Here is a 24471-nt window from a genome sequence, read left to right as displayed (position 1 = left end):
TTTCGGGCCGCTGTCCCCCGGGACAGCGGCCCGTTTCCTGACAAAGGTGACAGGGTCATTTGTCAGGTTCTTCTCGCCCGCTCGAGAGGACATAGGCTATGGTTCCGCGACCCACGCCCGTCAGGCGCTCAATCCTTCGTATTGAGAAGCCCCTCTCGCTCAGCAGCCTGATTGCCGCGTTTCTCCGCGCCCGCGAAAGCCCCTTAACGTCTCCCGGCGCCCCCAGGCCGGCCGCGGCAAGCACCTCCGTCGCAACGCGGAGCCCCGCGCCCTCGTCAAGCCCGCGGACATGCCCTGGCACATAGACCGAGCCGCCGCCATCCGCGCACAGCTCGATGAACCCCCTGGGGCCCTGGACCATCTCAAGCACCAGCTCCGTCCTCGCCAGGCCGGGCGTGCCCAGATATTCCCGATAGCTGCTCCATCGGTACTCCCCCGCGGCGCACACGCCCGCCCGCTCGGGGTTCAGGTGCACGTAGCGCACGGCGGCGAGCAGGTAGCCCTCGCTCTCTATCGGCTCGCTGTAGAAGCGCTCCTGAAAGACATGGCCGACATGCCCGGTCCGCTCGTTGAAGTAGCGCGCATAGCGGGCCAGCAGCGACCTCATGCCGTCGCTCAGCCCGCCCTCCGCGTCTTCGAGGATCAGATGGACATGGTTTTCCATGAGGCACCAGGCAATGACGCCCATGCCAACCGCCGCCGTGCTTTCGCCGAGCATGCGGACAAACACAGAGCGATCGTCATCGCCCTCAAAGATGATCTGCTTGCCGTTGCCTCGCGCAACAACGTGGTAGTACCCCGACTCCGATCCCATCCGCGGCGGCCTCATGGCGGCTCTCCCTCCCCTTTGAGATGGAGCCATCATCACATGAGATGCACCATGTGAATTAAATTCGCAGTGTTTATTATTAAAACTCTATGCAGCTTTCTGTCAGCTCACCGTCAGTTTCCTGACAAATTCCCCTGACACCTTTGTCAGGTGGTATCGATTTCGGTGAACGGCGTTGCGGGGGCCGGCCGTTGTGGTACAGTACCCGCTTGATCTGAATTCACCCACGGACTTGGGAGGATTGAAGACATGGACGCAACCGATCTCGACCTCGCTCGCGCGTTGCTCATCGCCAACAAGGACGCCACGCTCGTGGCCGTTCGCAGGGATGACATCATCGTCTGCCGCGAGCGCGGCGTGAAGCCGCTCCTCAAGATGATCGCCGATGGCCGCAGCCTCAGGGGCTTCTCCGTCGCCGACAAGGTCGTGGGCAAGGCCCCGGCGCTGCTCTACGCCGTGCTCGGCCCGGAGGCCGTCTTCTCCCCCGTCATGTCCTGGACCGGCCGCGCCGTCCTTCTCGCCGCGGGCATCTTCATCAGCCATGACGTCCTCGTGCCCCACATCAGCAACCGTGCCAAGAGCGGCCAGTGCCCCATGGACGAGTCCGTCACCAACGTCTGGGAGCCCTACGAGGCCGTCAGCGTGCTCGAGGAGCGGGCGCGCCAGATGGCGCTCACGGCGTAGCGGCCAGCACCCTCTAAAAACGCATGCGCGGGGCGAGAAGAACGGTCTTCTCGCCCCGCGTTTTATGACAAACGACCCTGACACCTTTGTCAGGTTAGAGGCCCATCTCGGCCTTGAGGCGGGCGAGCTCGTCGTCCACGGCGGCATCGTCGACAGCGCCGGCGTACTTCTCCGCAAGGCTCTCCGCGTCGTCTGCGGGCTCGGAGCTGAGCTCGGCCATGGCGTCCGCGGTGTCGAGCATGCGGTCGGCCTTCTCCTCCATGCGGTTGAAGGCCTCGATGGCGCTCTCGGCCCTGTCGGACCCGGAGGTGTAGCCGGCGACCTTCTCCTGGGTCTTGGCGACGGCCATCTTGGCCTTGATGGTCTCGCGGCGCGCCTTGAGGTCCTCGATGTCGCTCACGAGCTTGTCGTGCATCTGGCGCATCTTGTCCGCATTGGCCTTGGCCGCGTCGGCCGCCTTCGCAAGCTCGGCGCCGGTGGTCTCGAGCTTCTGCTTCTTGGCGAGAAACACGCGGGCGTCGTCCTCGTTGCCGGCCTTGAGCGCCTTCTTGGCAAGGCCCTCCATGCGGGCGACCTCCTCGGCGTTGGCGTCGACCGCGCGCCTGGTGCGGGCCTCCTCGGCCATGACGCCGGCGGTCTCGCGCTTGACGTCGGCGAGCGACTCCGTGAGGTCGACGAGGTACTGGTCGACCATCTTTGCGGGGTCCTCGGCCTTGTCCAGCAGCTCGTTGAGGTTGGCCTTCACGATGGTGGTGAAGCGGTCCAGAATGCCCATGGCGTTTCCCTTCTAGTCCTTGTCCTCGTACTTGTCCGCGAGGTCCTCGACGTCCTTATCCCCAAACTTCTCGAGCGGGGTGTTGAGGATGTCCTCCATCCTCTGTTTCTCCTCGGCCTCCCTGGCGCGGCGACGCCTGAGGACGTAGGCGACTCCCGCCCCCGCCGCCACGACCACGAGGACGCCGCCCACGATGAGCATCGTGGTCTCGCCCTCCTGCTCCTCCTCAGCGGCGGCCATGATGCGCTCCGCCGTCCGCGAGAAGGCGTCGGAGAAGACCTCCTCGTCGGTGCCGGCGTTGTTGTAGGCGTAGTTGAGCTCGTCCGCCAGAACGTCGAGCGCCTCGGAGTCCATTATCGCGGAGGCGGCCGTGCCGACCGTGTACCCGCAGTTGAAGGTGCCGTCGCCCGCGTCGCAGAAGACGAGGAGGAAGTGCCCCTCATCCTGGAAGAGCTCGCCGTAGAGCTGCTCCGCGCGCTCCGTCAGCTCATCTATGGAGGTGGTGGTGCCGTTGGGGAGGATGTAGACGTAGGGCTGGACGCCGGTCCGGTCATAGAACTCCTCGAGGCCCTTCGTGAGGCGCCCGGCGCTGTGAATCCAGTCGCCATCCGCGTCAGTGTAGAAGTCCGTGCGAGTGACCGCGTCCGGGGACAGCTTCTCGCGGACCGTGGCGGATGCCTGCCCCTGCGCCGAGGGGGAGAAGTACGAGCCGTGATAGCCTCCCCCGCAGGTGGAAAGCCCGCTCATGAGCGCTGCGATGAGCAGCGCGGCGAGGACGAGCCCCAGGATGCCCCCGAGGCAGCCACCGCAGCCGCCTCCCGCGGGAGCGCCGCCCCCCGTCACGACGACGGGCCGGCGAAAGCCGCCAAACCCGCCGAAGAACGGCATGCCCACGTGCACGTGCGGGCGCGGCATGGGCCCGCCTCCTGGCCGCGGGCCGCCCGCGGGCCGCGCGCTGCGACCGCCAAAGCCGCCGCCCGAGAAGCCACCCGAGCTTCGGCCCCCGCCCGAGAAGCCACCCGAGCGACCACCGCCGGAGAAGCCACCGCCACCTCCAGACCTTCCCATGCGCACCTCCTCGCTCGACCCCGCCGCCTAGAGTATGCCCCAACGCGACCCCGAAGGCTTTCTGGCAAGGGCGACCTGACAAAGGTGACAGGGCAAACTGTCATGAAAGGGTCATGACAGTTTGCCCTGTCACCTTTGTCAGGTCACCTTAGGACCAGAGGGCGAGAAGGACAACGATGACGAGGCCGAGCACCACCACGTAGACGCAGCCGATGGTGAGGCCCGCCTTGAGGGCGCCGAGCGCCATCCAGAGACGCTCCTTCGTGGTGAGCTCGACCCTGGGGCGACGGGGCGCCCGGGGCTCGACGTCTCGCCTGCGCTCGGGAACGTGCCCTAAGAGCGACGGCCGCTCCACCGCCGACATGTCGGCGATGACGCGGCCGTCGTCCTCGAAGTCGTCCTTCTCGCGGCGCCTTGCTGCCACGACGCCCCCTACTCGTCGTAGAGGTGGCAGGAGACAAAGTGGCCCGGCTCCAGCTCCTTCTGCTCGGGCGCCACCTCGCGGCAGCAGTCCTTGGCAAACGGGCAGCGCGTGTGGAACTTGCAGCCCTTGGGGGGGTTCGCCGGCGAGGGGATGGAGCCCTCGAGCACGATGCGGTTCTGCTTGGCCTTGGGGTCCGGGATGGGAATGGCCGAGAAGAGCGCCTTGGTGTAGGGGTGCAGCGGGTTCTTGAAGATGTCGGCCGTATAGCCGTACTCGACCATGCCGCCGAGGTACATGACGCCCACGGCGTCCGAGATGTGCTCGACGACGGAGAGGTCGTGACTGATGAAGAGGTAGGTGAGCCCGCGCTCCTCCTGCAGGTCGTGCAGGAGGTTGATGATCTGCGCCTGGATGGAGACGTCGAGTGCCGAGACGGGCTCGTCGCAGACGATGAACTCGGGGTTCAGGGCGAGGGCGCGAGCGATGCAGATGCGCTGGCGCTGGCCGCCGGAGAACTCGTGCGGGTAGCGCATCTTGTGGTACGGCTGCAGGCCGCACTCCTCCATCACCTTGTCGATGTAGTCGTCGAGCTCGTCCTTGGGCACGAGGTTGTGCTCGCGGACCGCCTCGCCCACGATCTCGGAGATCGGGAGGCGCGGCGAGAGGCTCGAGTACGGGTCCTGGAAGATGATCTGCATCTTGGTGCGGGCGTCGTGGAGCTCCTTGGCGTTGAGGCTGTAGACCTCGCGACCGTTGAAGAGCACGTCGCCGCCGGTCTTCTCGCCCGCGAGGCGCAGGATGGTGCGGCCGGTGGTGGACTTGCCGCAGCCGGACTCGCCCACAAGGCCCATCGTGTGGCCGCGGCGCAGCTTGAAGGAGACGCCGTCGACGGCCTTCACGTAGCCCTGCACGCGGTTGAACATGCCCCCCTTGATGGGGAAGTACTTCTTGAGGTCGTTGACCTCGAGGATGATGTCGTCGCTCTTGGCGGAGGCGTCGGTGGACGTGACGTCCACGGCCGTGTTCGCGGAAGCCATGCTACTTCTCCTCCCCCTTGGTGTCGGTGCCGGTGATGAGATTGTCGAGAACGGCGGCGGTCTCGTTGGCCGCCTCGGCCGTCGCGTTGTCGTAGTAGCGGTAGCAGCTCACCTCGTGCGTGGGCGAGAGGCGCACCATGTGCGGGTACTCGCCGGAGCACGCCTTGACGCAGAGCTCGCAGCGGTCCTTGAAGTAGCAGTAGTCCGGCATGTTGACCGGGTTGGGGACCTTGCCCGGGATGGAGTAGAGGCGCTCCACCTTCTTGCCCACGACGGGCTTGGAGGCCATGAGGCCGATGGTGTAGGGGTGCGCCGGGTGGTCGAAGATCTCCTCCGCGGTGCCGCGCTCCACGATGCGGCCGGCGTACATGACCACGACGTAGTCAGCCATCTCGGCGACGACGCCCAGGTCGTGCGTCACGAGGATGATCGAGGAGTTGATCTTCTCCTTGAGCGAGCGGAGCAGGTCGAGGATCTGCGCCTGGATGGTGACGTCGAGGGCCGTGGTGGGCTCGTCGGCGATGATGATGCGCGGGTTGCAGGCGAGCGCGATGGCGATCATGATGCGCTGGCGCATGCCGCCGGAGAGCTCGTGCGGGTACATCCCGTAGACGCCCTCGGAGTTGGCGATGCCCACGGTCTCGATCATCTCGATCGCACGGGCCTTGATCTGCTCCTTGGACCAGTCCTTGCCGTCGTGAAGGGCGATGACCTCCTCGATCTGCTCGCCCACCTTGAAGACCGGGTTGAGCGAGGTCATGGGCTCCTGGTAGATCATGGAGACCTCGGAGCCGCGGATTTTCTGCATGGCCTCCTCGGGGGCCTTGGTCACGTCGATGGCGTGGTCGCCGAGGTTGAGGCGGATGGAGCCGCCCGTGACCTGGCCCTGCGGGCGCTGCAGAAGCTGGATGAGCGAGAGGCACGTGACGGACTTGCCGCAGCCGGACTCGCCCACCACGCCCACGGTCTTGCCCACGGGCACGTCATAGGAGACGCCGTCGACGGACTTCACCACGCCGGTGTCGGTGAAGAAGTACGTGTGCACGTCGTCGAACTCGACCGCGTTGCCGGGGTTGCGCATCTCGCAGGCGTACTCGGACGGGTCCACGTTCTTGCGCTTGCGCTTCTTCTCGTACTCCTGCGTGATCTTGCGGTTTTCCTTGGAGATGCGGCGGGACTCCCTTGCGGAGAGGTAGCCCGCCTCCTTCTTCTTCTCGGATCCAAACATTGGCTGCCCCTCCCTAGCGATTCATCTTGGGGTCGAAGGCGTCGCGCAGGCCGTCGCCCACGAAGTTGAAGCCAAGGACCGCGAGCAGCAGGCAGATGCCGGCGGGAATCCAGATGAACCAGTAGTTGGTCATGACGAAGGCGTTGTTGACGTCGGAGATGATGTTGCCCCACGAGGCAAACGGGAACTTCACGCCCAGGCCGAGGAACGAGAGCGTGGCCTCGGTGATGATCGTGGAGCCGAGGCTCATGGTGCAGGAGACGATCAGCTGCGGCATGACGTTGGGGATGAGGTGCCGGATGATGCGGTGCGGAATCGAGATGCCCGTGGCCTCGGTGGCGAGCATGAACTCCTGCTCGCGCAGGGACAGAATCTGGCCGCGCACGAGGCGGGCGATGGAGGGCCAGGACAGGAAGCCGAGGATGAGCATGAGGTAGATCATGCGGATCCACGGGTCGAGGCGCATGGCGTCCATCGCCGATCCCAGGATGATGATGATCGGCATCGAGGGCAGGCAGTAGAAGACGTCGACGATGCGCATGATGAGGTTGTCCACCCAGCCGCCGAAGTAGCCGGATATGCCGCCCATGATGACGCCCAGGCCCGCGGCGATAAAGACGACGATGAAGCCGATGATGAGCGACACGCGGCCGCCGTACATGAGGCGCGTGAGCATGTCCATGCCGTTGCCGTCGGTGCCGAGCCAGTGCTCCGCGGAGGGGCTGGCATAGCGGTCGTAGACCAGGTTCTCCGTGGTCTCGGTGACGTTGTAGACCTTGGAGTAGGCGTCATAGGAGATCGTGTAGGTGTGCTCGGCGCCGTCGGCGTCGGTGTACGTGACGTCGCTCACGTCGGCGGAGACGGCGGTGAGCAGCGCCTCGCGCAGGTCGTCGGGAATGACGGTGTTGCCGTCGGAGGCAGACATGACAAACGGGCTCACCATGGCGACGGTGGCGCCGGAGGCGTCCATGACGTTGCCGGACTCGTCGAACGAGTAGGTCTGGCCGTCCGCCTCGAAGGTGTTACCGGCGGCCTGGGCCTCGGCAGCATCCTCCGCGGCGTTCTCCTCGCCGCTCTCGACCACGACGACGCCCTCCTCGCCCACCTCGGGGGCGGGGGCGGCGCTGCCGGCGGCGTTTGCGTTGGAGACGGCCGTGATGGCGGCGATCTGGAAGTCAAAGGAGGGCGTCGACGCGCCGGACGGGACGCTCACGACCTCGGTGGAGGCGTAGGCCACGACCTCGCCGCCCTGCTTGAACACATAGAGGTCGGATGCGGGCTGCTCGATCGTGTAGGTCACGCCGCTGCGCTCGAAGGACGTCGCGCCGGAGTTGATGGCCGAGTTGGCGCTGGACTGCACGAGGGCGCCGAAGTCCGCGTCGGGCGCGGCGGTGTAGCGCAGCGAGGTGGTCTCAGTGATGCCGGCGTACTGCGTGTTGAGCTTCGTCATCGTGGAGAAGGTCTGGTCCTGGCCGTAGGGGCTCACCAGGCCGCCGATGAACGAGAACACGAACATCACGACGAGGATGACAAGGCCGACGACGGCGAGGCGGTTGCGGAAGAAGCGCTTGGCGATAAGGGCGCCCGGGGAGAGCACCTTCACGCGACGGTCGTCGTTGAGGGAGTACTCCTGCGCATCGTCTTTCGCCTGGTCGTTCTTCTCGGCGGGCATGCCGTTCTTGGAATCGCTCATGAGTTACACCCGCCTTCCTAGGAGATGCGAACGCGGGGGTCGACCACCGCGTAGAGGATGTCGGTCAGGAGGTTGGAGAGCAGCGTGATGATGGCGATGAACGTGAGGAAGAACATCGTGTAGGGGATGTCGCCTCCGGTCATGGCCTGGTAGGACGTGTAGCCCGTGCCCGGGATCATGAAGAGCGTCTCGGTGATGAGCGCGCCGGAGAACAGGCCCGGGAGCGAACCGCCGATGACGGTCACGAGCGGGATGAGCGTGTTGCGGAAGGCGTGCTTGTAGATGACCTTGTGCTCGGGCAGGCCCTTGGTGCGCGCCGTGCGGATGTAGTCGGCGTTGAGCACCTCGAGCATGTTGGTGCGCGTGTAGCGCATGAGCGAGCCGATCTGGATCACCGTGAGCGTAACCACGGGCATGATCATGTGGTTCACCATGTCAAGCGCCTGGCCGACGGCGTCGAGCTGGGCGAAGTCACGCCCCATGAGGCCGTAGAGGTCAAACCAGCCCAGACCGACCGAGAAGATCAGCTTGAGCAGCGTCGCGAAGAAGAAGGTGGGCAGCGAGATGCCCGCAAGCGCGACGGCGGAGATGATGTAGTCGGCCTTGGAGTACTGGTGGGTGGCGGCGAGGATGCCGAGCGGCACGGCGATCGCCGTGGAGAGCACGAAGGCGATGCCGCCCATGGCAAACGAGATGCCGATGGTGTTCTGGAACTCGGTCAGGACCGGCACGTTGAACTTCCAGGAGTCACCGAAATTGCCGGTCATGAAGTCGCCGAGCCAGGTGACATATCCGATGGGCACCGGCTGGTCGAGGCCATACTGGGCGTTGAGCTGGGCCATCCACTCCTCGAAGGACTTGGCGCCCGGCGCCTGAGAGAGCTGCATCGCCATGGTCTCCACGTAGGAGGACGGCAGCGCGCGCATCAGGCCATAGATGATGAAGGTCACGCACAGCAGGATGATGACCGAGATTCCGATGCGCTTGACGATATAGGTTCTCACGTCGCAAACGCTCCTCTCACTTGTGCCCGCCCATTCGCGGGCAGAAGAGACCCCGTTTCTGCGCTGGAAGGCGCAGCCTCTCTGTCTTCCAGCACGGGAAGGAGGTCTCTCAATCCAACAGGGGACCAGCCCCTAGCGATGGCGCGGGGCGCGACGGCACTCTGCCGTCGCGCCCAACGCGTTCAACTCGGGAAAGGGACCTACTTGAGCTCGAGCTTCTCGATCTCGTCCTTCCAGGTCCAGTACGGGGTCTGGTCCTGGACGACGGAGTCGATGTTCACGCGCTCAGAGGAAACGAGGGTGCACTCGCTGCGCTGGTAGACGGGCAGCTCGACGCCCCAGTCGAGGATGATGTCCATGGCCTCCTTGTAGATGGCCTTGCGGCTCTCGGTCTCGAGCGTCTGGCGGCCGGCCTCGATGAGCTCGTCGAGGTCAGCGTCGTTGATGCAGTAGTAGTTCGTGGAGCCCTGGCTGTGATAGAGCTGGTACATGTCGGGATCGGCCGTGGACTGCCAGGCGGCGCACCACATCTCGGCCTCGCCAGACTGGTAGGAGGCAAAGAGGTCGGAGGCGTTGGCGATGTCGTTCACGATGAAGTTCATGCCAATCTCGGAGAAGGCGTTCTTGGCCTCCTGCAGAATCATGAAGGTGGGGTGGTCGCCCTGGCCGCCACCGCCGATGTTGCACTGGTACTCGAGCTTGGCGCCCTCGGGGGCAGCGGTGAGCATGCCGTCGGCGACGGTGTAGCCAGCTGCCTCGAACCAGGTGAGCGCGCCGGCCTTGGCGGCCTCGATGCGCTCGTCATCGCTCATGCCCTGGGTATAGAGCGGGTTGCCGGAGGCGTCGGTGGAGTAGCACTCCGCGTAGCCCGGGTCGGTCTCGTTGGGGGACGCCCAGGAGGACGTGGAGATCGGGTAGTTGAGGACCGACGCGGTGTCGCCGTAGTAGGAGGCGATGCCGGACGCGCGGAACGGAGAGATCAGGGTGCAGATGGCCTTGCGCAGGGCCTTGGAGGCATCGGAGGCCGGGTCGCCCGCGACGTTCACTTTGTTGGCGGAGATGGCCAGGTAGCCATAGCCGCGGTAGTCGTGCAGGAAGGTGGTGATGACGTCGCCGTTCACGGAGTCATTGCCGTTGATCTCCTTGATCTGGCCCTCGACCTCCATGGAGTAGGAAGGCTGGGAGATGTCGAGCGTGCCGGCCTGGACGCCGGTCACCATGTCGGCCTCCTGCGACTCAACGAGGTTGAGGTGCTGGGTCTTGGGCGCGCCCTTGTAGTACTCCTCGTTGGCGGACATGTGGACGGTGCCGGAGGTGTAGTCGTCGAACTTGAAGGCGCCGGAGCCCATGGGCTGGCCGTTGAGGCCACGGGCCTTGGAGAGGTCGCCCTTGTTGAAGCCGAAGGAGTTGTTCTCGTAGTCGTAGAGCGACTCGTCGCCGTAGTACTTCATCGAGCACGGGGCGATGGAGAGCTGGTAGATCATCGTGGCGTCGACGCCGTTGGTGACGACGGACATGTTGTAGTCGTCGACCTTGACGATGCCCGCAACGTTCGGCGCGGCCTCGCCGGTCTCGACGCCCTGGGTGCCCATGTTGTAGACATCCTCGGGGATGAGCTCGGAGAGGGCGGTGCCGGCGGTCTCGGCCTCCATCAGCGAGAAGTTCCAGTCGTAGTTGGCGGCGATGGCCTCGAAGAAGGTGGTGGCGGTGGCGTCGGCCGGAAGGTCGGAGTAGCCCCAGTTGGCGGCAGCGTCGGCCACGCTCAGCGGGTCGGAGCCCTCCTCGACGACGCCGTTGGCAGGATCGTTGACGTAGTCGACGATCTCCTGGGCGAACTTAGTGCCGCCGTCGTCGACGGCCGCCCAGAAGGCATCCTGCTGCTCCTGGGTGAAGTAGGTGAAGTCGGTGTTCTCGCGACCGGCGTTGCCGATGAGCGAGGCAAGCGTGGCCATGCCGGAGCGGTACTCGGCCAGGCCCTGGATGTCGTTGGAGTAGAGGGTGGCCGACCCGTCGTAGGTGGGGTCGAAGTAGGAGTAGAAAGTGAAGATGATGTCGTCCACCGTCATGTTGGAGCCGTCGTGGAACTTGAGGTCGTCACGGAGCTGGATGTTGTAGTTGACGGTGCCGTCGGCGTTCTCGACCATCTCGATGTTGGCCGGGCCGGTGTAGGTGTACTCGGTGCCGTTGTACTCCTTGGTCTCGCCCTCGATGCCGTTGTAGATCGGCTCGGCCATGCGGTCGGTGGCGAGGAGCGCGATGTTGTTGAAGCTCACGACGTCCTGGTCGGCCGCAGAGGCGGTGAACAGCGGGCAGAACTTGCCCTCAAGACCGCTGGTGGACGCAACGAGGGTGCCGGCGTGGTCGGACGCGGCCTCGCCGCCGTTGCTGGCCTCGCCGCCGTTGCCGTTGCAGGCGGCAAGGGCGAGCGCGCCCATCGTGGCTGCGGAGAGCCCGAGCATCCTTCTTCTGGTTACGAGCATCTTTCCCTACCTTCCTCCCATGTGGGGATCGTCTTCAACCGGCGCACTTCCCCGAGCGCGTCCGGCGTAGAGCCTCGGTACAGGATACCTAGTATCTCATACTCCGGGTGAATGTTACTTTTTGGAAATCTTAAAAGAGACCGCGGCGGTAACGCTTTCACGCACTGGTTACAAACTGGTTTCGTCAGACGCGAACCTGCAATGGCCCGGCAATCGGCGGCGGCGCCCCATCACCGGGCCCGGGCGCGCCACTCTTCCTCGAGAATTGCCATGAGGACGTCGTCGCAGCGGGCGCCGTCAGGCAGGAGTATGGCATCGCGCCGGACGCCCTCGCGCCGGAAGCCGGCCTTGGCGTAGACGTGCTCCGCGCGCGGGTTGACGGAGAAGACGTCCAGCTCAAGGCGGTGCAGGCCCAGGTCGGCAAAGGCATGGTCGCGCGTGAGGGCCACGGCCCAGGAGCCGAGCCCCCGGTCGCGGCCCGCCGCGCCGAAGATGCAGATCCTGAAGTTGGCGCTTCTCGCCCGCCAGTCGATCTCGTTCACGACGCTCTCCCCCAGCACGGCGCCGTCGGGCGAGAAGATCAGCAGGTCGCGGCGGTCCGGATCTCCCACGCAGCGCAGGAAGAAGCCCGTGGCCTCGTCCCTCTCATACTGGTCCCCGCTGCCCGTGAGATACGCGGCCTCCGCGTCGAGCGTCGAGAGCCCCGCCCAGTACGCATCCGCGTCCTCGGCGCGAGCGAGCCTGAGCACGTGCCCGTCCTCGCGCTTCCAGCAGACGTCCGCCTTCTTCATGACCCTGCACCCCCTCTCTCGTCTGTCCTCTCGGGCCGTTCTCGCCCGGCCCCGTGCACTCCCCATGCCCTCGCCGCCGTCACCAACTGGGGACTGTAAATTGGGGACTGTCCCCAATTAGCAGGACTCCCACTCGGTGGCGAGGCAGAGGCGGCGCAGCGTCACGAGCGCCACGACCGAGACCGCCTCGCAGGCAAGAAACGCGAAGTCCGCCGCGGCCGGCGCCGACCCGCCCGTAGCGAGAAGGGCGACCTCCCCCACCACGGCCACGAGCCCGAGCGCCGCCGCGACGACCGCGCGCCGCGGCAGCGCGCCCACGGTCTCGTCCCGCACGTAGGCGCGCACGCGCTCGCCGGCAACGGAGAACCTGCCCATGCCCCAGAGCACCGACACCATCGCCACGAACTGCGCGACATACGGAAGCACCACGTAGGGGCAGCCGGAGAGCCCCGCCGGGTTGGCGAGCGAGGCCCCCAGCACGGACATCGCGCCCACGCCGCACGCCGCCCACAGCGCGGCGGCGAGTCGGCGCCGGTCCTGCCCCGCGACCAGGCGGACGTGGTCGCCGAGGTAGGCCATCTTCCCGTTGTCGTCCGGCCCGAAGTCCTTGAGCCGCTCGCGGGCCTTCTTTCTCACGCTCTTCTCGCTTTCATGACAAACGACCCGGTCACCTTTGTCAGGTTAGGCAATGCCGGTAAGGTCGTAGGACTCGAGCCAGGCGGTGGCGCGCTCGCAGATGCCCTTGAGGCAGCCCTCGTCGAAGGGCGAGCGCATGCCGGCGTGCGCGAGCAGATCCGTGAAGGCGCGCGTGCCTCCCTGGCGCGTGTATGCCATGTAGTGCTCCCAGGCGGCCTTGAAGTCGTCCTGTGACATGGCCCAGAACTCGAGCGAGACCGTCTGCGCGAGGCAGTAGTCGATGTAGTAGAGCGGGTTCTCGTAGATGTGGTGCTGGCGCTGCCAGCCCTCGCCGTCAGCGTAGAAGGGGATCTCGCCGTCGAGGCGCATCCACGGCATGTAGACGCCGAGCAGGCGCTTCCAGGTGGCATGGCGCTCGGCGGGCGTCATCTCGGGACGCTCGTAGACCTCGTGCTGGAAGTGGTCGACCAACGTGCCGTACGGAATGAAGGTGATGGCGCCGGCCAGGTGCGCATAGCGGTACTTGCGCGCGTCGTCGCCGAAGAACTCCTCGACCCAGGGCCAGGCCATGAACTCCATGGACATGGAGTGGACCTCGCAGGCCTCCGTCGAGGGCATGGAGAGGCCGATGGGCGTCTTGTCGGTGTTCATGTAGTAGGAGAACGCGTGGCCGGCCTCGTGCGTGACCACCTCGACGTCGCCCTGCGTGCCGTTGAAGTTGGCAAAGATGAAGGGCACGTCGTAGTCAGGAATCTGCGTCATGTAGCCGCCGCCGGCCTTGCCCTCGGTGGAGAGCACGTCCATGAGGCCGCGGTCGAGCATCATGTCGAAGAAGGCGCCGGTCTCGGGGCTGAGCGCGTGGTAGAAGGTGCGACCGGCCTCGAGCACGTCGTCGGCGCCCCCGCGCGGCGCGGGGTTGCCGGAGCGGAAGGAGAGCGCCTCGTCGGCAAAGGAGAGCGGGTAGGCCACGCCTAGGCGCTCGGCCTGCGCGCGGTAGATCTTGTCGGCCAGCGGCACCACGTAGGTGCGCACGGCCTCGCGGAAGCGCTCCACGTCCTTACGGCCGTAGGAGAGGCGTTCCATGCGGTCGTAGCCAAGCGGCAGGTAGTTCTTATAGCCGAGCTTCTTGCCCATGGCGTCGCGCACGTGGGTGAGCTCGTCGTAGATGCGGTCGAGGTCCGCCTGGTGCTCCTTGTACCAGGCTCCCTCCGCCTTCCAGGCCGCCAGGCGCTGGGCGTCGTCGGCCGACTTCTTGAACGGGGTGAGCTGGGAGAGCGTGTAGGTGCCGCCCTCAAAGGGGATCTGCGCGGAGGCGATGAGCTTCACGTACTCCTGCGTGAGGGCGTTCTCGCGCTTCATGTCCTCCACAATCTCCGGCTTGATGGTGCGGCGCTGCTGCTCTGCCTGGGCAAAGAGGAGCTCGCCGTACTTCTCGGCAAGGCGCGCGCGGAAGGGCGTGGAGAGAAGCGCGGCCTTGAAGGCGTCCTCTGCCTGCTCGAGCTCGGGCATGGCCTCGTCCCAGAAGGTGGACTCGGCATCGTAGAACGCGTCGCGCGTGTCGATGGTGTGACGGATGTAGACAAGCTCGTAGGCCGTCTGCGTGTGGCGGTCGAGCTGGTCCTTCTCGAGAAACGCGGTCTCGGCGGCCTCGAAGGTCTCGGCGTCGGCCAGCGCCTTGGCGAGGCGCGCGTACTCGGCCTTCACGGCCTCCAGGTCCGGGCGCTCGTAGGGCATATCCTCGAACTTCACGGCATCGCTCATGCGGGTTCTCCCTCCGGGAAAGCCTCCGGCGCAGGGTGCGCGGGGGCGAGTTCGGCTATGATTCGAGTTGGTATTGTACCCGTCAGAGGAGTCTTCCATGCCCAGCTACGTTCTCAGCTGCTGCTCCACTGCCGACGTCACCCGAGAGTGGCTCGAGGAGCACGACATCGCGTACCTCTACTTCAACTACTACCTCAACGGCGAGATGTGCAAGGACGACTTCGGGGCCACCAACTCCCCGGCCGAGCTCTATGCCAAGATGCTCGCCGGCGCCGAGGCCAAGACCTCGCAGATCAGCGCCGGCGACTACATGGCCCACTTCGAGAAGTACCTCGCCGCAGGGACGGACGTACTGCACGTGACGCTCTCCTCCGGCATCTCCGGCACCTACAACTCCGCGTGCGCGGCGCGCGACCAGCTGGCCGAGAAGTACCCCGACCGCAAGGTCTACGTCATCGACTCGCTCGCCGCGTCCGCCGGCTATGGCCTGCTCATGGAGCGCCTCGCGGGGCTTCGCGATACGGGGATGGGCATCGACGAACTCGCCGCCTGGGCCGAGGAGCACAAGCACGAGGTCCAGCACTGGTTCTTCTCGTCCGACCTCACGTTCTTCGTGCGCGGCGGCCGCATCTCCAAGGCCGCGGGGCTCGTAGGCGGCATGCTCAAGATCTGCCCCGTGATGGACGTGGAACCCGACGGCTCGCTCGCCGTCAAGGAGAAGATCCGCACCAAGGCCAAGGCGATCGGCCGCGTGGTGGAGAAGATGGCCGAGCTCGCCGAGGGCGGGCGCGACTACTCCGGCAAGTGCTTCATCAGCCAGTCCGAGTGCCTTGACGACGCCCAGGAGGTCGCGCGCCGCATCGAGGAGACGTTCCCCAAGCTCGACGGCAAGGTGGAGATCTTCCCCATCGGCGCCACCATCGGCGTGCACACCGGCCCGGGCACCGTGGCCACGTTCTTCTGGGGCCAGCGGAGGGAGTAGGCTCCGGGCATTCGATATCTTACGGGCGGCTGCGGCCGCCCTTTTTTGTCGTACAGGCGTGTCGCGCAGACCGCTGCTAGCCACCGTTCCACTTCTAGGTGTTTTTCCGAAGACTGCGGAGTATCCCGCCCTCCTCAAACCGCAAAACAGCAGTTCATTAAATGCTACCAATAAAGTAGTGCTTCAGCATCGCGCGAAAAAACACCTAGAAACGGAATCACGCCTACAGCGGGAGCGAGAAAAACCTCCCATAGAGGGCAATCTCCTCAGGAGTGTCCAGGCTCGAGGCAAAGTCGACGTGGCCGACGCGGTCCCGGGAGGAGAGGAGCCCCTCCTCGGCGAGACGCTTGCGCAGCTGGCGCGCCGTCCCGGCGCCGCCGTCAAAGAAGCGGACGCCCTGCCCCACGACCTCGGCAATCTGCCGACGCACGAAGGGGTAGTGCGTGCAGCCGAGCACCACGGCGTCGACCGTCCCGGCATAGGCGCCCACAAAGCCGCGAATCATCGCGGTGAGGTCCGGCGCGTCGAGGTCGCCCTGCTCGATGCGGGCGGCAAGCCCCGGGCACGGCACCGAGATGACCTCGCACTCCCCTCCCCAGGCGCGCGCGAGCTCGTGGTACTTCTCCAGCCGCAGCGTCACCTCCGTGGCCATCACGAGGATGCGGCCATGCGGGAGGGCCTTGGCGGCCGGCTTGAGCGCGGGCTCTATCCCCACGATCGGGACCGCGGGATGCGCGGCCCTCAGGCGCGCGGCGGCAACGGACGTGGCCGTGTTGCAGGCGATGACGACGGCCTTCGCGCCGTCCGCGAGAAAGCGCTCCACGATGGAGCGGGTGAGCACGAAGACCTCGTCCTCGGCCTTCTCGCCATAGGGCGCGTTGGCGGAGTCGCCAAAGAAGCGAAAGTCCTCCTGCGGCAGCTCCTCCACGAGCGAGCGGAGCACGCTGATGCCGCCCACGCCGGAGTCGAGGACCCCCACGAAGCCGCCCATGCGCACCCCCTCTCCTACGTCGCCTCTGACCACTATAGGATACCCAATGTGACAGGGGCGCGCCCCTCGGGCATACTTAGCCTGACAAACGACCCGGTCACCTTTGTCAGGAGAGGAGCAGGGATGCCCCAGGGACAGAGCCCCTTCGACCAGATCTTCGCCGAGGCGCTCCGCAGCCGGCAGTCGGGCGGCGGCGCGCCGGGCAAAGACCCGTTCGAGTCGCTCGCGCAGTGGAGCCGCCGGGCGCTCATCGTGCTTGCCGTCGTGCTCGTCATTGTGCTCGCGGCCTGCTACTGGTGGTTCCACCCGGCCATCAACCTCGGCAGCGTGCAGGTGTGGACCTGGATCATCGCCGTCGCGGCGATCGTTGCGGCAAGCCTCTGGGTGGCCTCGCTGCGCTCCTCGCGCCGCCGCACGCTCCTGCGCCGCCTCATGGTGATCCCGGCGAGCGTCGTCGCCGCCTTCGCGCTGGGCGTCCTCTTTGGCCAGCCCTTCATCCCGGGCAACGCCGAGCGCTACGCCTCCGTCCTCCAGACCACGGAGGGGACCTTCGCCGAGGACATCGAGGAGGTGGACTACTCCGAGGTCCCCGTCATTGACCGGGAGTCGGCCATTCTCCTCGGCAACCGCGCGATGGGCTCCATCCCCGAGTACGTGAGCCAGTTCGAGATCGCGGACACCTACAGCCAGATCAACTACCGGGGCCGCCCTGTGCGCGTGAGCCCGCTCGCCTACGCCGACCTCTTCAAGTGGCTCTCAAACCGCGACACGGGCATCCCGGCCTACGTGCTCGTTGACATGGCCTCGCAGGAGACCCAGGTCGTGCGCCTCGAGCAGCCGATAATGTACTCGGACTCCGAGCCGCTCCTGCGCAACGTGGACCGCCACGTGCAGCTGCGCTACCCCACCTACCTCTTCGACCAGAAGTCCTTCGAGCTCGACGAGGACGGCAACCCCTGGTGGGTCTACCCCGTCCAGCGTCGCACGATCGGCCTTTTTGACGGCACCACCATCGCGCGCGTGGTACTCGTGAACGCCTGCACCGGCGAGACCCAGGACTACGCGATCGAGGACTGCCCCACGTGGGTCGACCGCGCCTACCCCGCCGACCTCGTCATCGAGCAGTACAACTGGAGCGGCGCCTACTCCGGTGGCTGGCTCAACTCGTGGCTCGGCCAGCAGGGCGTGGTGCGCACCACCCCGGGCACCAACGGCGAGCTCGGCTACAACTACCTCGCCCAGGGCGAGGACATCTACCTCTACTCCGGCGTGAGCTCGGTCACGGCCGACAGCTCCAACGTGGGCTTCATCCTCGTGAACCAGCGCACGGGCGAGTCCCACTACTACCCCGTGGCCGGCGCGACGGAGGACTCCGCGATGGCCTCGGCCGAGGGCCAGGTCCAGAACCTCGGCTACCAGTCCACATTCCCGCTCCTGCTCAACGTGGCGGGCCAGCCCACGTACTTCATGAGCCTCAAGGACGACGCCGGCCTCGTGAAGATGTACGCGATGATCAACGTGGAGCAGTACCAGAGCGTGGCCACGGGCTCCACGGTGGCCGAGTGCCAGGAGGCCTACCTCGACATGATGGCGGGCGCGGGCGTCCTCGGCGAGGACGAGGCCGCGGCGGCCTCCAGCGAGCGGCGGGTCGAGGGCGTGGTGGAGACGATCGCCCAGGCCGTTGTGGACGGCAACTCCCACTTCTACGTCACGCTCGCGGGCGACGACGCCATCTACGACTTCGCGCTGCCCGGCATGCTGGAGATCGTCACGTACCAGCCGGGGGACGCGATCTCGTTCACCTGCACCGAGTCCGACCGCGTGATGACGGCCACGTCGTTGGACGAGAAGAGCGAGGCGGACGCCCCCGCGTCCCCTGGCGGGCCGTCCGCCGGGGATGTGGCGGAGACACCGCCCCAGGAGGGGCAGGAGGGCTAGGACGCGGCGCCCCGGCTTTGGTCGGGGCGCCGTTTTTCTCGCCGCCGCTCGCCTCTGTATCCTCGCCGTTCACGGTATATCGTATATCAGTGTACTATGTCTATCGAAGTAGTACGCTAGACTAAGCTCAGAGACGGACGAGGAGGTGACCCATGGCAGGCAGGGACGCGGAGAGCGACCTCATCAGGGGCAACATCGACGCCATCGTGCTCAACGCCCTCACCGGCGGCGACTCCTACGGATACGAGATCCTGAAGGGCGTGGCGCACGCGAGCGAGGGCGCCTACGAGATGAAGGAGCCTTCGCTGTACACGAGCCTCAAGCGCCTCGAGGGTCAGGGGCTCGTGGAGAGCTACTGGGGCAGCGAGTCCCAGGGGGCGCGTCGCAAGTACTACCACATCACCGAGGGCGGGCGCGGGGAGCTCGCCGAGGCCACGGCGCGGTGGGTCCGCGCCCGGACCATCATCGACCGACTACTCAGCCAGGACGGAGGCGCCAGATGAGCGGCATCAGCGACATCAGGATGTACGTCGAGCACCTCTTCGAGGGACGCACGCTCGACGCGGAGATCATCGAGCTCAAGGAGGAGATATACGGCAACCTCGTGGCGCGCTACGAGGACTACCTCGCGCAGGGCATGGGCGAGGCAGAGGCGTATCGTCGCACCTGCGAGGCCGTGACGAGCGTCGAGGACGTCATGGGCAAGAAGGACGGCGATGCCGCGGCCGAGCCCACGGTCGTGGCGCCTGCGGTCGCCGCCGCGGAGGAGACGGGCGCCAGGGAGGACATCCCGCCCGCGCCCACGGCGGAGGCGGACGCCCCGCAGAAGAGGCGCTGGTCGACGGGCAAGATCGTCGCCGCCGTGGCGGGCGGCTTTGTGGCCGTGGCGATTCTGGGCGCCCTCGGGTTCAACGCCCTCTTCGGGGCGGAGACGATGCAGACGTCAACGGATGACGTCACGGTCATTGCCGGCGAGCCCTCCACCCAGGCAGGGCCGGAAGCGGCGCCGCAGGGCGAGGGGCAGACCGCACAGACTGATGGATCCGCACAGCAGAGCGCGCCGCAGGACGGGGCGGGCGGTCGTTACGGCGCCCCAGAGGGAAGCGGGACCGGCCTCACTGCCGAGGTCGAGGCCGTGAGCCCCGAGGGCCTCGCCGCCTATGCCGGGACAGCCGTGACGGACGCCCCTCGCATCGAGGAGCTCGCCCGGACGCTGCCCGTGAGCGACTATCTCCTCGGCGTTTCCGGCGCGGAGAGCTCAGGCACCGTGACGCTCTCCTACCAGTATGAGGACCGCGACCTCCTCGCCCGCGACGACGACCACGTGGACCGCGCGCTCGTCTTTGACGCAGCGGCCCTCATGTGCGCCGTTGACGGACTGGACTCGCTCGTGATCGTGGAGACGGAGGACGACGGCCGGGACTACGATCAGGATCTCCACGTCATTGAGCGCGCGATGATGGAGGAGGTGCTCGGCGTCACGCTTGACTCCGGGCAGCTCACGGCAGATGCCTGGCCGGCGCTGCGCGACCAGCTCCTGACCGAGCGCGTCTGGGACCGCATCTGGGACCGCGCCGACCGCGACTAGGGCACAGCCGCACCGAGGGCGATCGCGCATACCCCCCTCTTTGCCCCAGATAAGCGCGATGAGGGGCGGATACGCACACCGCCCCAAGCACGACCTCTCCCGTTCTGTCACAATCAGGGGTCGGAACTGGCCCAGACAGAACGGGAGAACCATGAGCAACGAGGGCAAGAAGGTCAAGGTCCACTACGTCGGCACGCTCGACGACGGCACGAAGTTCGACTCCTCGCGCGACCGCGGCGAGCCGCTCGCCTTCACCTGCATGGCCGGCCAGATGATCAAGGGTTTCGACGAGGCCGTGCGCGAGATGGAGGTCGGTCAGGTCGTCGACGTGCGCCTCGAGCCTGCCGAGGCCTATGGCGAGCGCGACGAGCGCCTCATCCAGACCGTCCCCGTGTCCGCCATGCCCGGCGCGGAGACCCTCTCCGCCGGCGACCGCGTCATGCTCACCGCGCCGACCGGCCAGCCCTTCCCCGCCGTGGTGACGACCGTGGAGAACGGCAACATCACCTTTGACATGAACCACGAGATGGCCGGCAAGGCGCTCAACTTCAACATCGAGCTCATCGAGGTTGAAGGCTAAATCAGGCACCCGTGCAGCACTGGCCCGTGACGTCGCAGGCGTCACGGGCCCTTCTTTTCCTGTTGACTAGAACATTTGTTTGTAATATGGTTGTGCCCTAGCCCGCGAAGGAATGCGGGGAGGCGCGCGACGGCAGGTTGCGGCCACAGCGGCGCGCGCATTGGACGGGCCGCCGAATCCGAACGCCCAGGTAGCGGCCATCTCACACGAACAACCCAATCTGATTCTCCCGTTTCTAGGGAGCCATTGGCTCTTGTGCAATATAGGGGAAAGGTTATAGTATGAGGTGGAAGGTGCAGACGGAATTAATTCGAAGCTGGCTCGATTCGCTTGATGAACCCATTGCGCTACGCGTTGCGGAAGCCCCGGAAGCACTTGCTGCAGACGGCCCCGCGCTCGGACGTCCTCTCGTGGATGCCATCCACGGATCTTCGATTCACAACCTAAAGGAGCTGAGGCCAAGATCAACCGGAAGGAGCGAGATAAGGATTCTCTTCGTCTTTGATGAAGACAGAAACGCCGTGACGCTTTTGGCAGGAGATAAGGCTGGCTTCCTCAAGCGAGGGCCGAAGTGGGGCAAGTGGTACAAGAAGGCAATACCAGAGGCAGAGCGACGCTATAGACGCTATCTCGAATGGAAGGATAACGGTGGACGCGCTTGACGACTTTATTGCCCGTAGGGGCTTTGACCGGGAGGAGATTCACCGGGAGGCGCTCAGGCTCATAGCCGAGTGCCGCGCCTACGAGCTGCAGGAGGCGCGCAAGGCGGAGCATCTTACGCAGACGGACGTCGCCGAGCGCATGGGCATCAGCCAGGCGCGCGTCTCGGAGGTCGAGAGCGGTGACATCGGCTCGCTCAAGGTGAGCACGCTCATGCGCTATGCCGAGGCGCTCGGCGGCACCTTCGAGGCCCTTATCCAGATTGGCGACAAGACCATCCGGCTCGCGTGACAGAGGGACGGAGCGGCGACAGCTCCTCCGTCCCCCCGTCACGCCTACTCCCAGGAGACCAGGTAGCTGAGCTCGTAGTCCTCGCGGCAGTCAAAGCGATACTCCGGACGCGTGGCGGGGCCGCAGCTCCCCGTGCCGACGCCCATCTGAAAGGCCTGGATGGTCACATAGGTGCCCGTGCGGACCTCGTCGCCGCAATGGCGCATGGCGCGCAGCTCGGCGTCGGAGTAGGGCTTGACCCCCAGCTCAAAGGGTCTGCCGACGGCAGTGAACTGCACGTGCCGATCGCCGTCCGAGAGCCGGACGTACTGGCAGTCCATGCGGTTGCCGCTCTCCTGGGGACGGATGTTGGGCTCGGTCATGTCCCCCACATGACAGCGCACGCGCTCGACCTGCGCCTGCTCGCACATGTCCCGGTAGGACTCGCCGTTGCGCCCGAGGTAGTCGACCTCGTCCCAGGAGGGGTCAAGCCGATAGCACATCCCAAAGCGCGGCAGGTCGCCATGCCCGCGCTCGCAGTGGAGCCGCGAGGTCACGAGCACGCCCGCCGCCACCGCCTCATAGGTGGTCGTGCAGAGGAACCGGTGGTGGCGAAGCGCGAGACGCGCCACGACGGCGGCGCTCCTCCTGCCGCGCATGACGCTCACGACCTCACGCCGGACGTCGGAGAACTCCTCGAGCGGGCAGTTGCCCAGAAGGTCGCGGTCGTTGTCCGTGGGGGCGCGCGTGAGGAGGACGGGCTCGGCGGCCGGGCGCACGAGGCCCGGCAGGGTGAGCCCTCCGCCGGTGATCTCGCACCGCTCGGGAAGCGCCGCGCCCCGCTCGAGGCAGGCGGCGTCCAGCGGGGCCAGCTCGGAGAGAATCACCTGCTCGCGGGCCACCTCCTCGCCTGTCGCGCGCCGGACGGTCGTCACCGTGACCCACCTCATCCGGTTGCGGCGCAGGCCCTCGCCCTCGTCCGTCGGCACGCGTGAGGCGGGCCGCACCAGGAAGGACTGCTGGCGCAGCGGGTCGACGTCGCACACGAGCTCCGCCACGCCCCCGTCGCTCCACGCAAAGCGCAGGAGGAACGCCTCGCCCGGCGTGAAGGACGTGGCGTTGAACACCATGAAGAAGTCGCCGCCCACATGGCGCACGCGTAGGGGCCGGTAGGCGTGGCGCACCACGCGCGCCCCCGTGGAGGGCGTGCGGTCGGGATAGAAGATGCCGTCGCAGCAGAAGTTGCCGTCGTGCTCCCACTCGCCGTGGTCGCCGCCGTAGGTGTAGCTCCCGTCCGGATGCAGCGCCGCATGGTCGACCATCTCCCACACGCAGCCGCCCGCAAGCGCCTCGTAGGCATAGATCTGCCCCCAGTAGTCCTCGATGCCGCCGGGCCCCACGCCCATGGCATGCGCGTACTCGCAGAGCACGTAGGGGCGGTCGTTGAGCTGCCGCACGCTCGAGCGGCCCTCCCCCACCGAGGCCACGCGCTCGACCGTGGGATACATTTCGCTTCCCACGTCGTACGCGCGCCGGCGCGAGTGAATGGCGCCCTCGTAGTGCACCGGCAGGGCCGAGCGAGAGCGCACGAGCTCGTACATCGCGTCGGCGTTGCAGCCGCCGCCCGACTCGTTGCCCAGGCTCCACATGACCACGCAGGGATGCAGCTTGTCCCGCTCGAGGAGGCGCTCGGCGCGGTCGAGATAGCGCTCCTGCCAGCGGGCGTCGCGCGTGAGCCAGCCATAGCTCGGCGGGACCCTCCCCGCGAGCGCGCCGTGGGTCTCGAGGTCCGCCTCGTCGATCACGTAGACGCCCAGCTCGTCGCAGAGCTCCAGGAGCAGGGGGTCGGGCGGGTAGTGCGAGGTCCGGATGGTGTCGATGTTGTGCGCCCTGCAGAGCCGCACGTCGCGCTCGATCTCCGCGGGGGTCATCGCGTAGCCCGCCGTGGGCGTGGTGTCGTGATGGTTGACGCCGTGGAGCTTGACCGGCCGCCCGTTCACGAGCAGCCGCCTGCCGTCCACGCGCACCTCGCGAAAGCCCACGCGGCAGCGGACGCACTCGGTCGCCGTCTCCACGTAGAGGTCGTAGAGAACGGGCGTCTCGGCGGTCCACTCGCGCACGTCGAGCCCGTCGAAGGAGATCTCGAGCCGCCGGTCGTCCGCGGCGGCGACGGCCGTCCGCTCGACCCCATGGCCCCGCAGCGTGACGCGCGCCTCCCCGTCGTCGAGAAGGGTCACGCCGGCGCACAGGCGATAGCGCACGCGACCCGCCCGTTCTTCTCGCCTCGTGGTGACGGAGACGTCCCAGACGCTCGAGAGGGTCAGCTCGCGCAGCAGCACGTCGCGGAAGATGCCGTTGTTGCGGAACATGTCCTGGCACTCGAGGTAGCTCCCCGTGCACCAGCGCCGCACCACCACGACAAGCTCGTTCTCGCCGGCGCGCTGGAACGGGGTGAGGTTGAACTCCGCGGTGTTGTGCGATCCCTCCGCGTAGCCCACGCGCTCGCCGTTGCAGTAGAGGTCCACGCAGCTCGCCACGCCGAGGAAGGAGATGACGTGCCCCGCCGCCATCTCACGCGGCGCGAGCTCGAAGACGGTCCGGTACACGCCGACGAAGTTGTACTCGCCAGCGGGATGGTACACACGCGGGCCGACGCTCCCCTCGCCCATGAGCGAGAAGACCGGCCCCACCGGGTCCGTCGTGGGGATGCGCGGCGGGTCGAAGGGGAACTGGTAGCGGAGGTTCACGTAGAACGGACGGTCATAGCCCTGGAACTGCCAGCAGCCGGGCACGGCGACGCGGTCCCACGCCACGGCGTCCGTGTCCAGCACGTCCGGCAGCTCGGCGGGGCGCGGGTAGAAGCGGAAGTCCCACTCCCCGCTCAGGCACCGCACGAGCGGGGAGCCGTAGCGGCGGCGCACCGCATCGACGGCATCGGCCGAGGCGCGGTCAGGATACGGAACGAAGTAGCTGCGCCCTGGCAGGCGGTTGACCTCCAGGACTCGAGCGTCGGCATAGTCGATCTTGTCGAGCTCGTATCTCATCGCGCTCC

22 protein-coding genes are annotated in these 24471 nt (G+C 66.6%); 8 read left to right on the top strand and 14 right to left on the bottom strand.

The genetic code is table 11. The annotated features are described in order from the left end of the window. Positions 1-55: 55 nt before the first annotated feature. Positions 56-829 carry a transposase gene (locus tag H6A23_RS02025; protein WP_204830535.1) on the bottom strand — a complete coding sequence of 258 codons (774 nt, stop codon included), beginning with the start codon at positions 827-829 and terminating at the stop codon, positions 56-58. A gap of 249 nt (positions 830-1078) precedes the next feature. On the opposite strand from H6A23_RS02025, the gene H6A23_RS02020 reads away from it, so the two are divergent. Further along, positions 1079-1513 carry a DUF1893 domain-containing protein gene (locus tag H6A23_RS02020; protein ID WP_204830534.1) on the top strand — a complete coding sequence of 145 codons (435 nt, stop codon included), beginning with the start codon at positions 1079-1081 and terminating at the stop codon, positions 1511-1513. A gap of 94 nt (positions 1514-1607) precedes the next feature. Here the strand turns inward: H6A23_RS02020 and H6A23_RS02015 are convergent, their stop codons facing one another. The 11 genes from H6A23_RS02015 to H6A23_RS01965 all read right to left on the bottom strand — a co-directional run bounded on the left by H6A23_RS02015 (position 1608) and on the right by H6A23_RS01965 (position 14410). Then, the gene (locus tag H6A23_RS02015; RefSeq protein ID WP_204830533.1) at positions 1608-2288 is read right to left on the bottom strand and encodes a PspA/IM30 family protein; all 681 of its coding nucleotides are present in this window, start codon (positions 2286-2288) and stop codon (positions 1608-1610) included. Positions 2289-2300: 12 nt separating this feature from the next. Then, positions 2301-3356 carry a hypothetical protein gene (locus H6A23_RS02010; RefSeq protein ID WP_204830532.1) on the bottom strand — a complete coding sequence of 352 codons (1056 nt, stop codon included), beginning with the start codon at positions 3354-3356 and terminating at the stop codon, positions 2301-2303. A gap of 148 nt (positions 3357-3504) precedes the next feature. Then, positions 3505-3780, bottom strand: coding sequence for a hypothetical protein (locus H6A23_RS02005; RefSeq protein WP_204830531.1), 276 nt, complete (start codon positions 3778-3780; stop codon positions 3505-3507). Between the two features lie 8 nt (positions 3781-3788). Continuing rightward, positions 3789-4817: an ABC transporter ATP-binding protein gene (locus tag H6A23_RS02000; RefSeq protein ID WP_204830530.1), complete on the bottom strand. Its 1029-nt coding sequence runs from the start codon at positions 4815-4817 to the stop codon at positions 3789-3791. Between the two features lies 1 nt (position 4818). Then, on the bottom strand, positions 4819-6045 hold the full coding sequence (locus H6A23_RS01995) for an ABC transporter ATP-binding protein (RefSeq protein WP_204830529.1): 1227 nt from the start codon (positions 6043-6045) through the stop codon (positions 4819-4821). A gap of 13 nt (positions 6046-6058) precedes the next feature. Further along, positions 6059-7738, bottom strand: coding sequence for an ABC transporter permease (locus H6A23_RS01990; protein WP_204830528.1), 1680 nt, complete (start codon positions 7736-7738; stop codon positions 6059-6061). 17 nt (positions 7739-7755) lie between these two features. After that, a complete protein-coding gene (locus H6A23_RS01985; protein ID WP_204830527.1) occupies positions 7756-8742 on the bottom strand; it encodes an ABC transporter permease in 987 nt (328 codons plus the stop codon). A 200-nt stretch (positions 8743-8942) separates the two neighbouring features. Further along, the gene (locus H6A23_RS01980) at positions 8943-11222 is read right to left on the bottom strand and encodes an ABC transporter substrate-binding protein (protein WP_204830526.1); all 2280 of its coding nucleotides are present in this window, start codon (positions 11220-11222) and stop codon (positions 8943-8945) included. Between the two features lie 230 nt (positions 11223-11452). Then, the gene (locus tag H6A23_RS01975) at positions 11453-12013 is read right to left on the bottom strand and encodes a GNAT family N-acetyltransferase (protein WP_204830525.1); all 561 of its coding nucleotides are present in this window, start codon (positions 12011-12013) and stop codon (positions 11453-11455) included. Positions 12014-12130: 117 nt separating this feature from the next. Further along, on the bottom strand, positions 12131-12649 hold the full coding sequence (locus H6A23_RS01970; protein WP_204830524.1) for a hypothetical protein: 519 nt from the start codon (positions 12647-12649) through the stop codon (positions 12131-12133). A gap of 45 nt (positions 12650-12694) precedes the next feature. Continuing rightward, positions 12695-14410: a M3 family oligoendopeptidase gene (locus H6A23_RS01965; protein WP_204830523.1), complete on the bottom strand. Its 1716-nt coding sequence runs from the start codon at positions 14408-14410 to the stop codon at positions 12695-12697. A 97-nt stretch (positions 14411-14507) separates the two neighbouring features. Between H6A23_RS01965 and H6A23_RS01960 the strand changes: the two genes are divergently transcribed. After that, positions 14508-15392 (top strand): DegV family protein, encoded by an 885-nt coding sequence (locus H6A23_RS01960; RefSeq protein ID WP_204830522.1) that lies wholly within the window; start codon positions 14508-14510, stop codon positions 15390-15392. A gap of 223 nt (positions 15393-15615) precedes the next feature. Here the strand turns inward: H6A23_RS01960 and murI are convergent, their stop codons facing one another. Continuing rightward, positions 15616-16383: a glutamate racemase gene (gene murI, locus H6A23_RS01955; protein WP_204830521.1), complete on the bottom strand. Its 768-nt coding sequence runs from the start codon at positions 16381-16383 to the stop codon at positions 15616-15618. Positions 16384-16506: 123 nt separating this feature from the next. Between murI and H6A23_RS01950 the strand changes: the two genes are divergently transcribed. The 6 genes from H6A23_RS01950 to H6A23_RS01925 all read left to right on the top strand — a co-directional run bounded on the left by H6A23_RS01950 (position 16507) and on the right by H6A23_RS01925 (position 21440). Further along, positions 16507-18321: a Tat pathway signal sequence gene (locus tag H6A23_RS01950; RefSeq protein ID WP_286165747.1), complete on the top strand. Its 1815-nt coding sequence runs from the start codon at positions 16507-16509 to the stop codon at positions 18319-18321. Between the two features lie 152 nt (positions 18322-18473). After that, the gene (locus H6A23_RS01945; protein ID WP_204830520.1) at positions 18474-18824 is read left to right on the top strand and encodes a PadR family transcriptional regulator; all 351 of its coding nucleotides are present in this window, start codon (positions 18474-18476) and stop codon (positions 18822-18824) included. Next, complete coding sequence (locus tag H6A23_RS01940) at positions 18821-19909, top strand: hypothetical protein (RefSeq protein ID WP_204830519.1); 1089 nt, start codon at positions 18821-18823, stop codon at positions 19907-19909. Before H6A23_RS01945 ends, H6A23_RS01940 begins: the two co-directional genes overlap by 4 nt. A 151-nt stretch (positions 19910-20060) precedes the next feature. Continuing rightward, positions 20061-20489, top strand: coding sequence for an FKBP-type peptidyl-prolyl cis-trans isomerase (locus tag H6A23_RS01935; RefSeq protein WP_204830518.1), 429 nt, complete (start codon positions 20061-20063; stop codon positions 20487-20489). Positions 20490-20770: 281 nt separating this feature from the next. Continuing rightward, entirely contained in the window at positions 20771-21151 is a 381-nt protein-coding gene (locus tag H6A23_RS01930) for a type II toxin-antitoxin system RelE/ParE family toxin (RefSeq protein WP_204830517.1), read from the top strand. Continuing rightward, complete coding sequence (locus tag H6A23_RS01925) at positions 21138-21440, top strand: helix-turn-helix domain-containing protein (RefSeq protein WP_204830516.1); 303 nt, start codon at positions 21138-21140, stop codon at positions 21438-21440. The genes H6A23_RS01930 and H6A23_RS01925 overlap by 14 nt, the downstream gene beginning before the upstream one ends. 44 nt (positions 21441-21484) lie before the next feature. On the opposite strand, the gene H6A23_RS01920 is transcribed toward H6A23_RS01925, so the two are convergent. Further along, entirely contained in the window at positions 21485-24463 is a 2979-nt protein-coding gene (locus H6A23_RS01920; protein WP_204830515.1) for a glycoside hydrolase family 2 TIM barrel-domain containing protein, read from the bottom strand. Positions 24464-24471 lie beyond the last annotated feature (8 nt).

This window comes from Olsenella uli (assembly GCF_016900775.1).
In the GTDB taxonomy this organism is placed as follows: Bacteria; Actinomycetota; Coriobacteriia; order Coriobacteriales; family Atopobiaceae; genus Thermophilibacter; species Thermophilibacter uli_A.
This window is presented reverse-complemented; position numbering and strand designations above follow the sequence as displayed.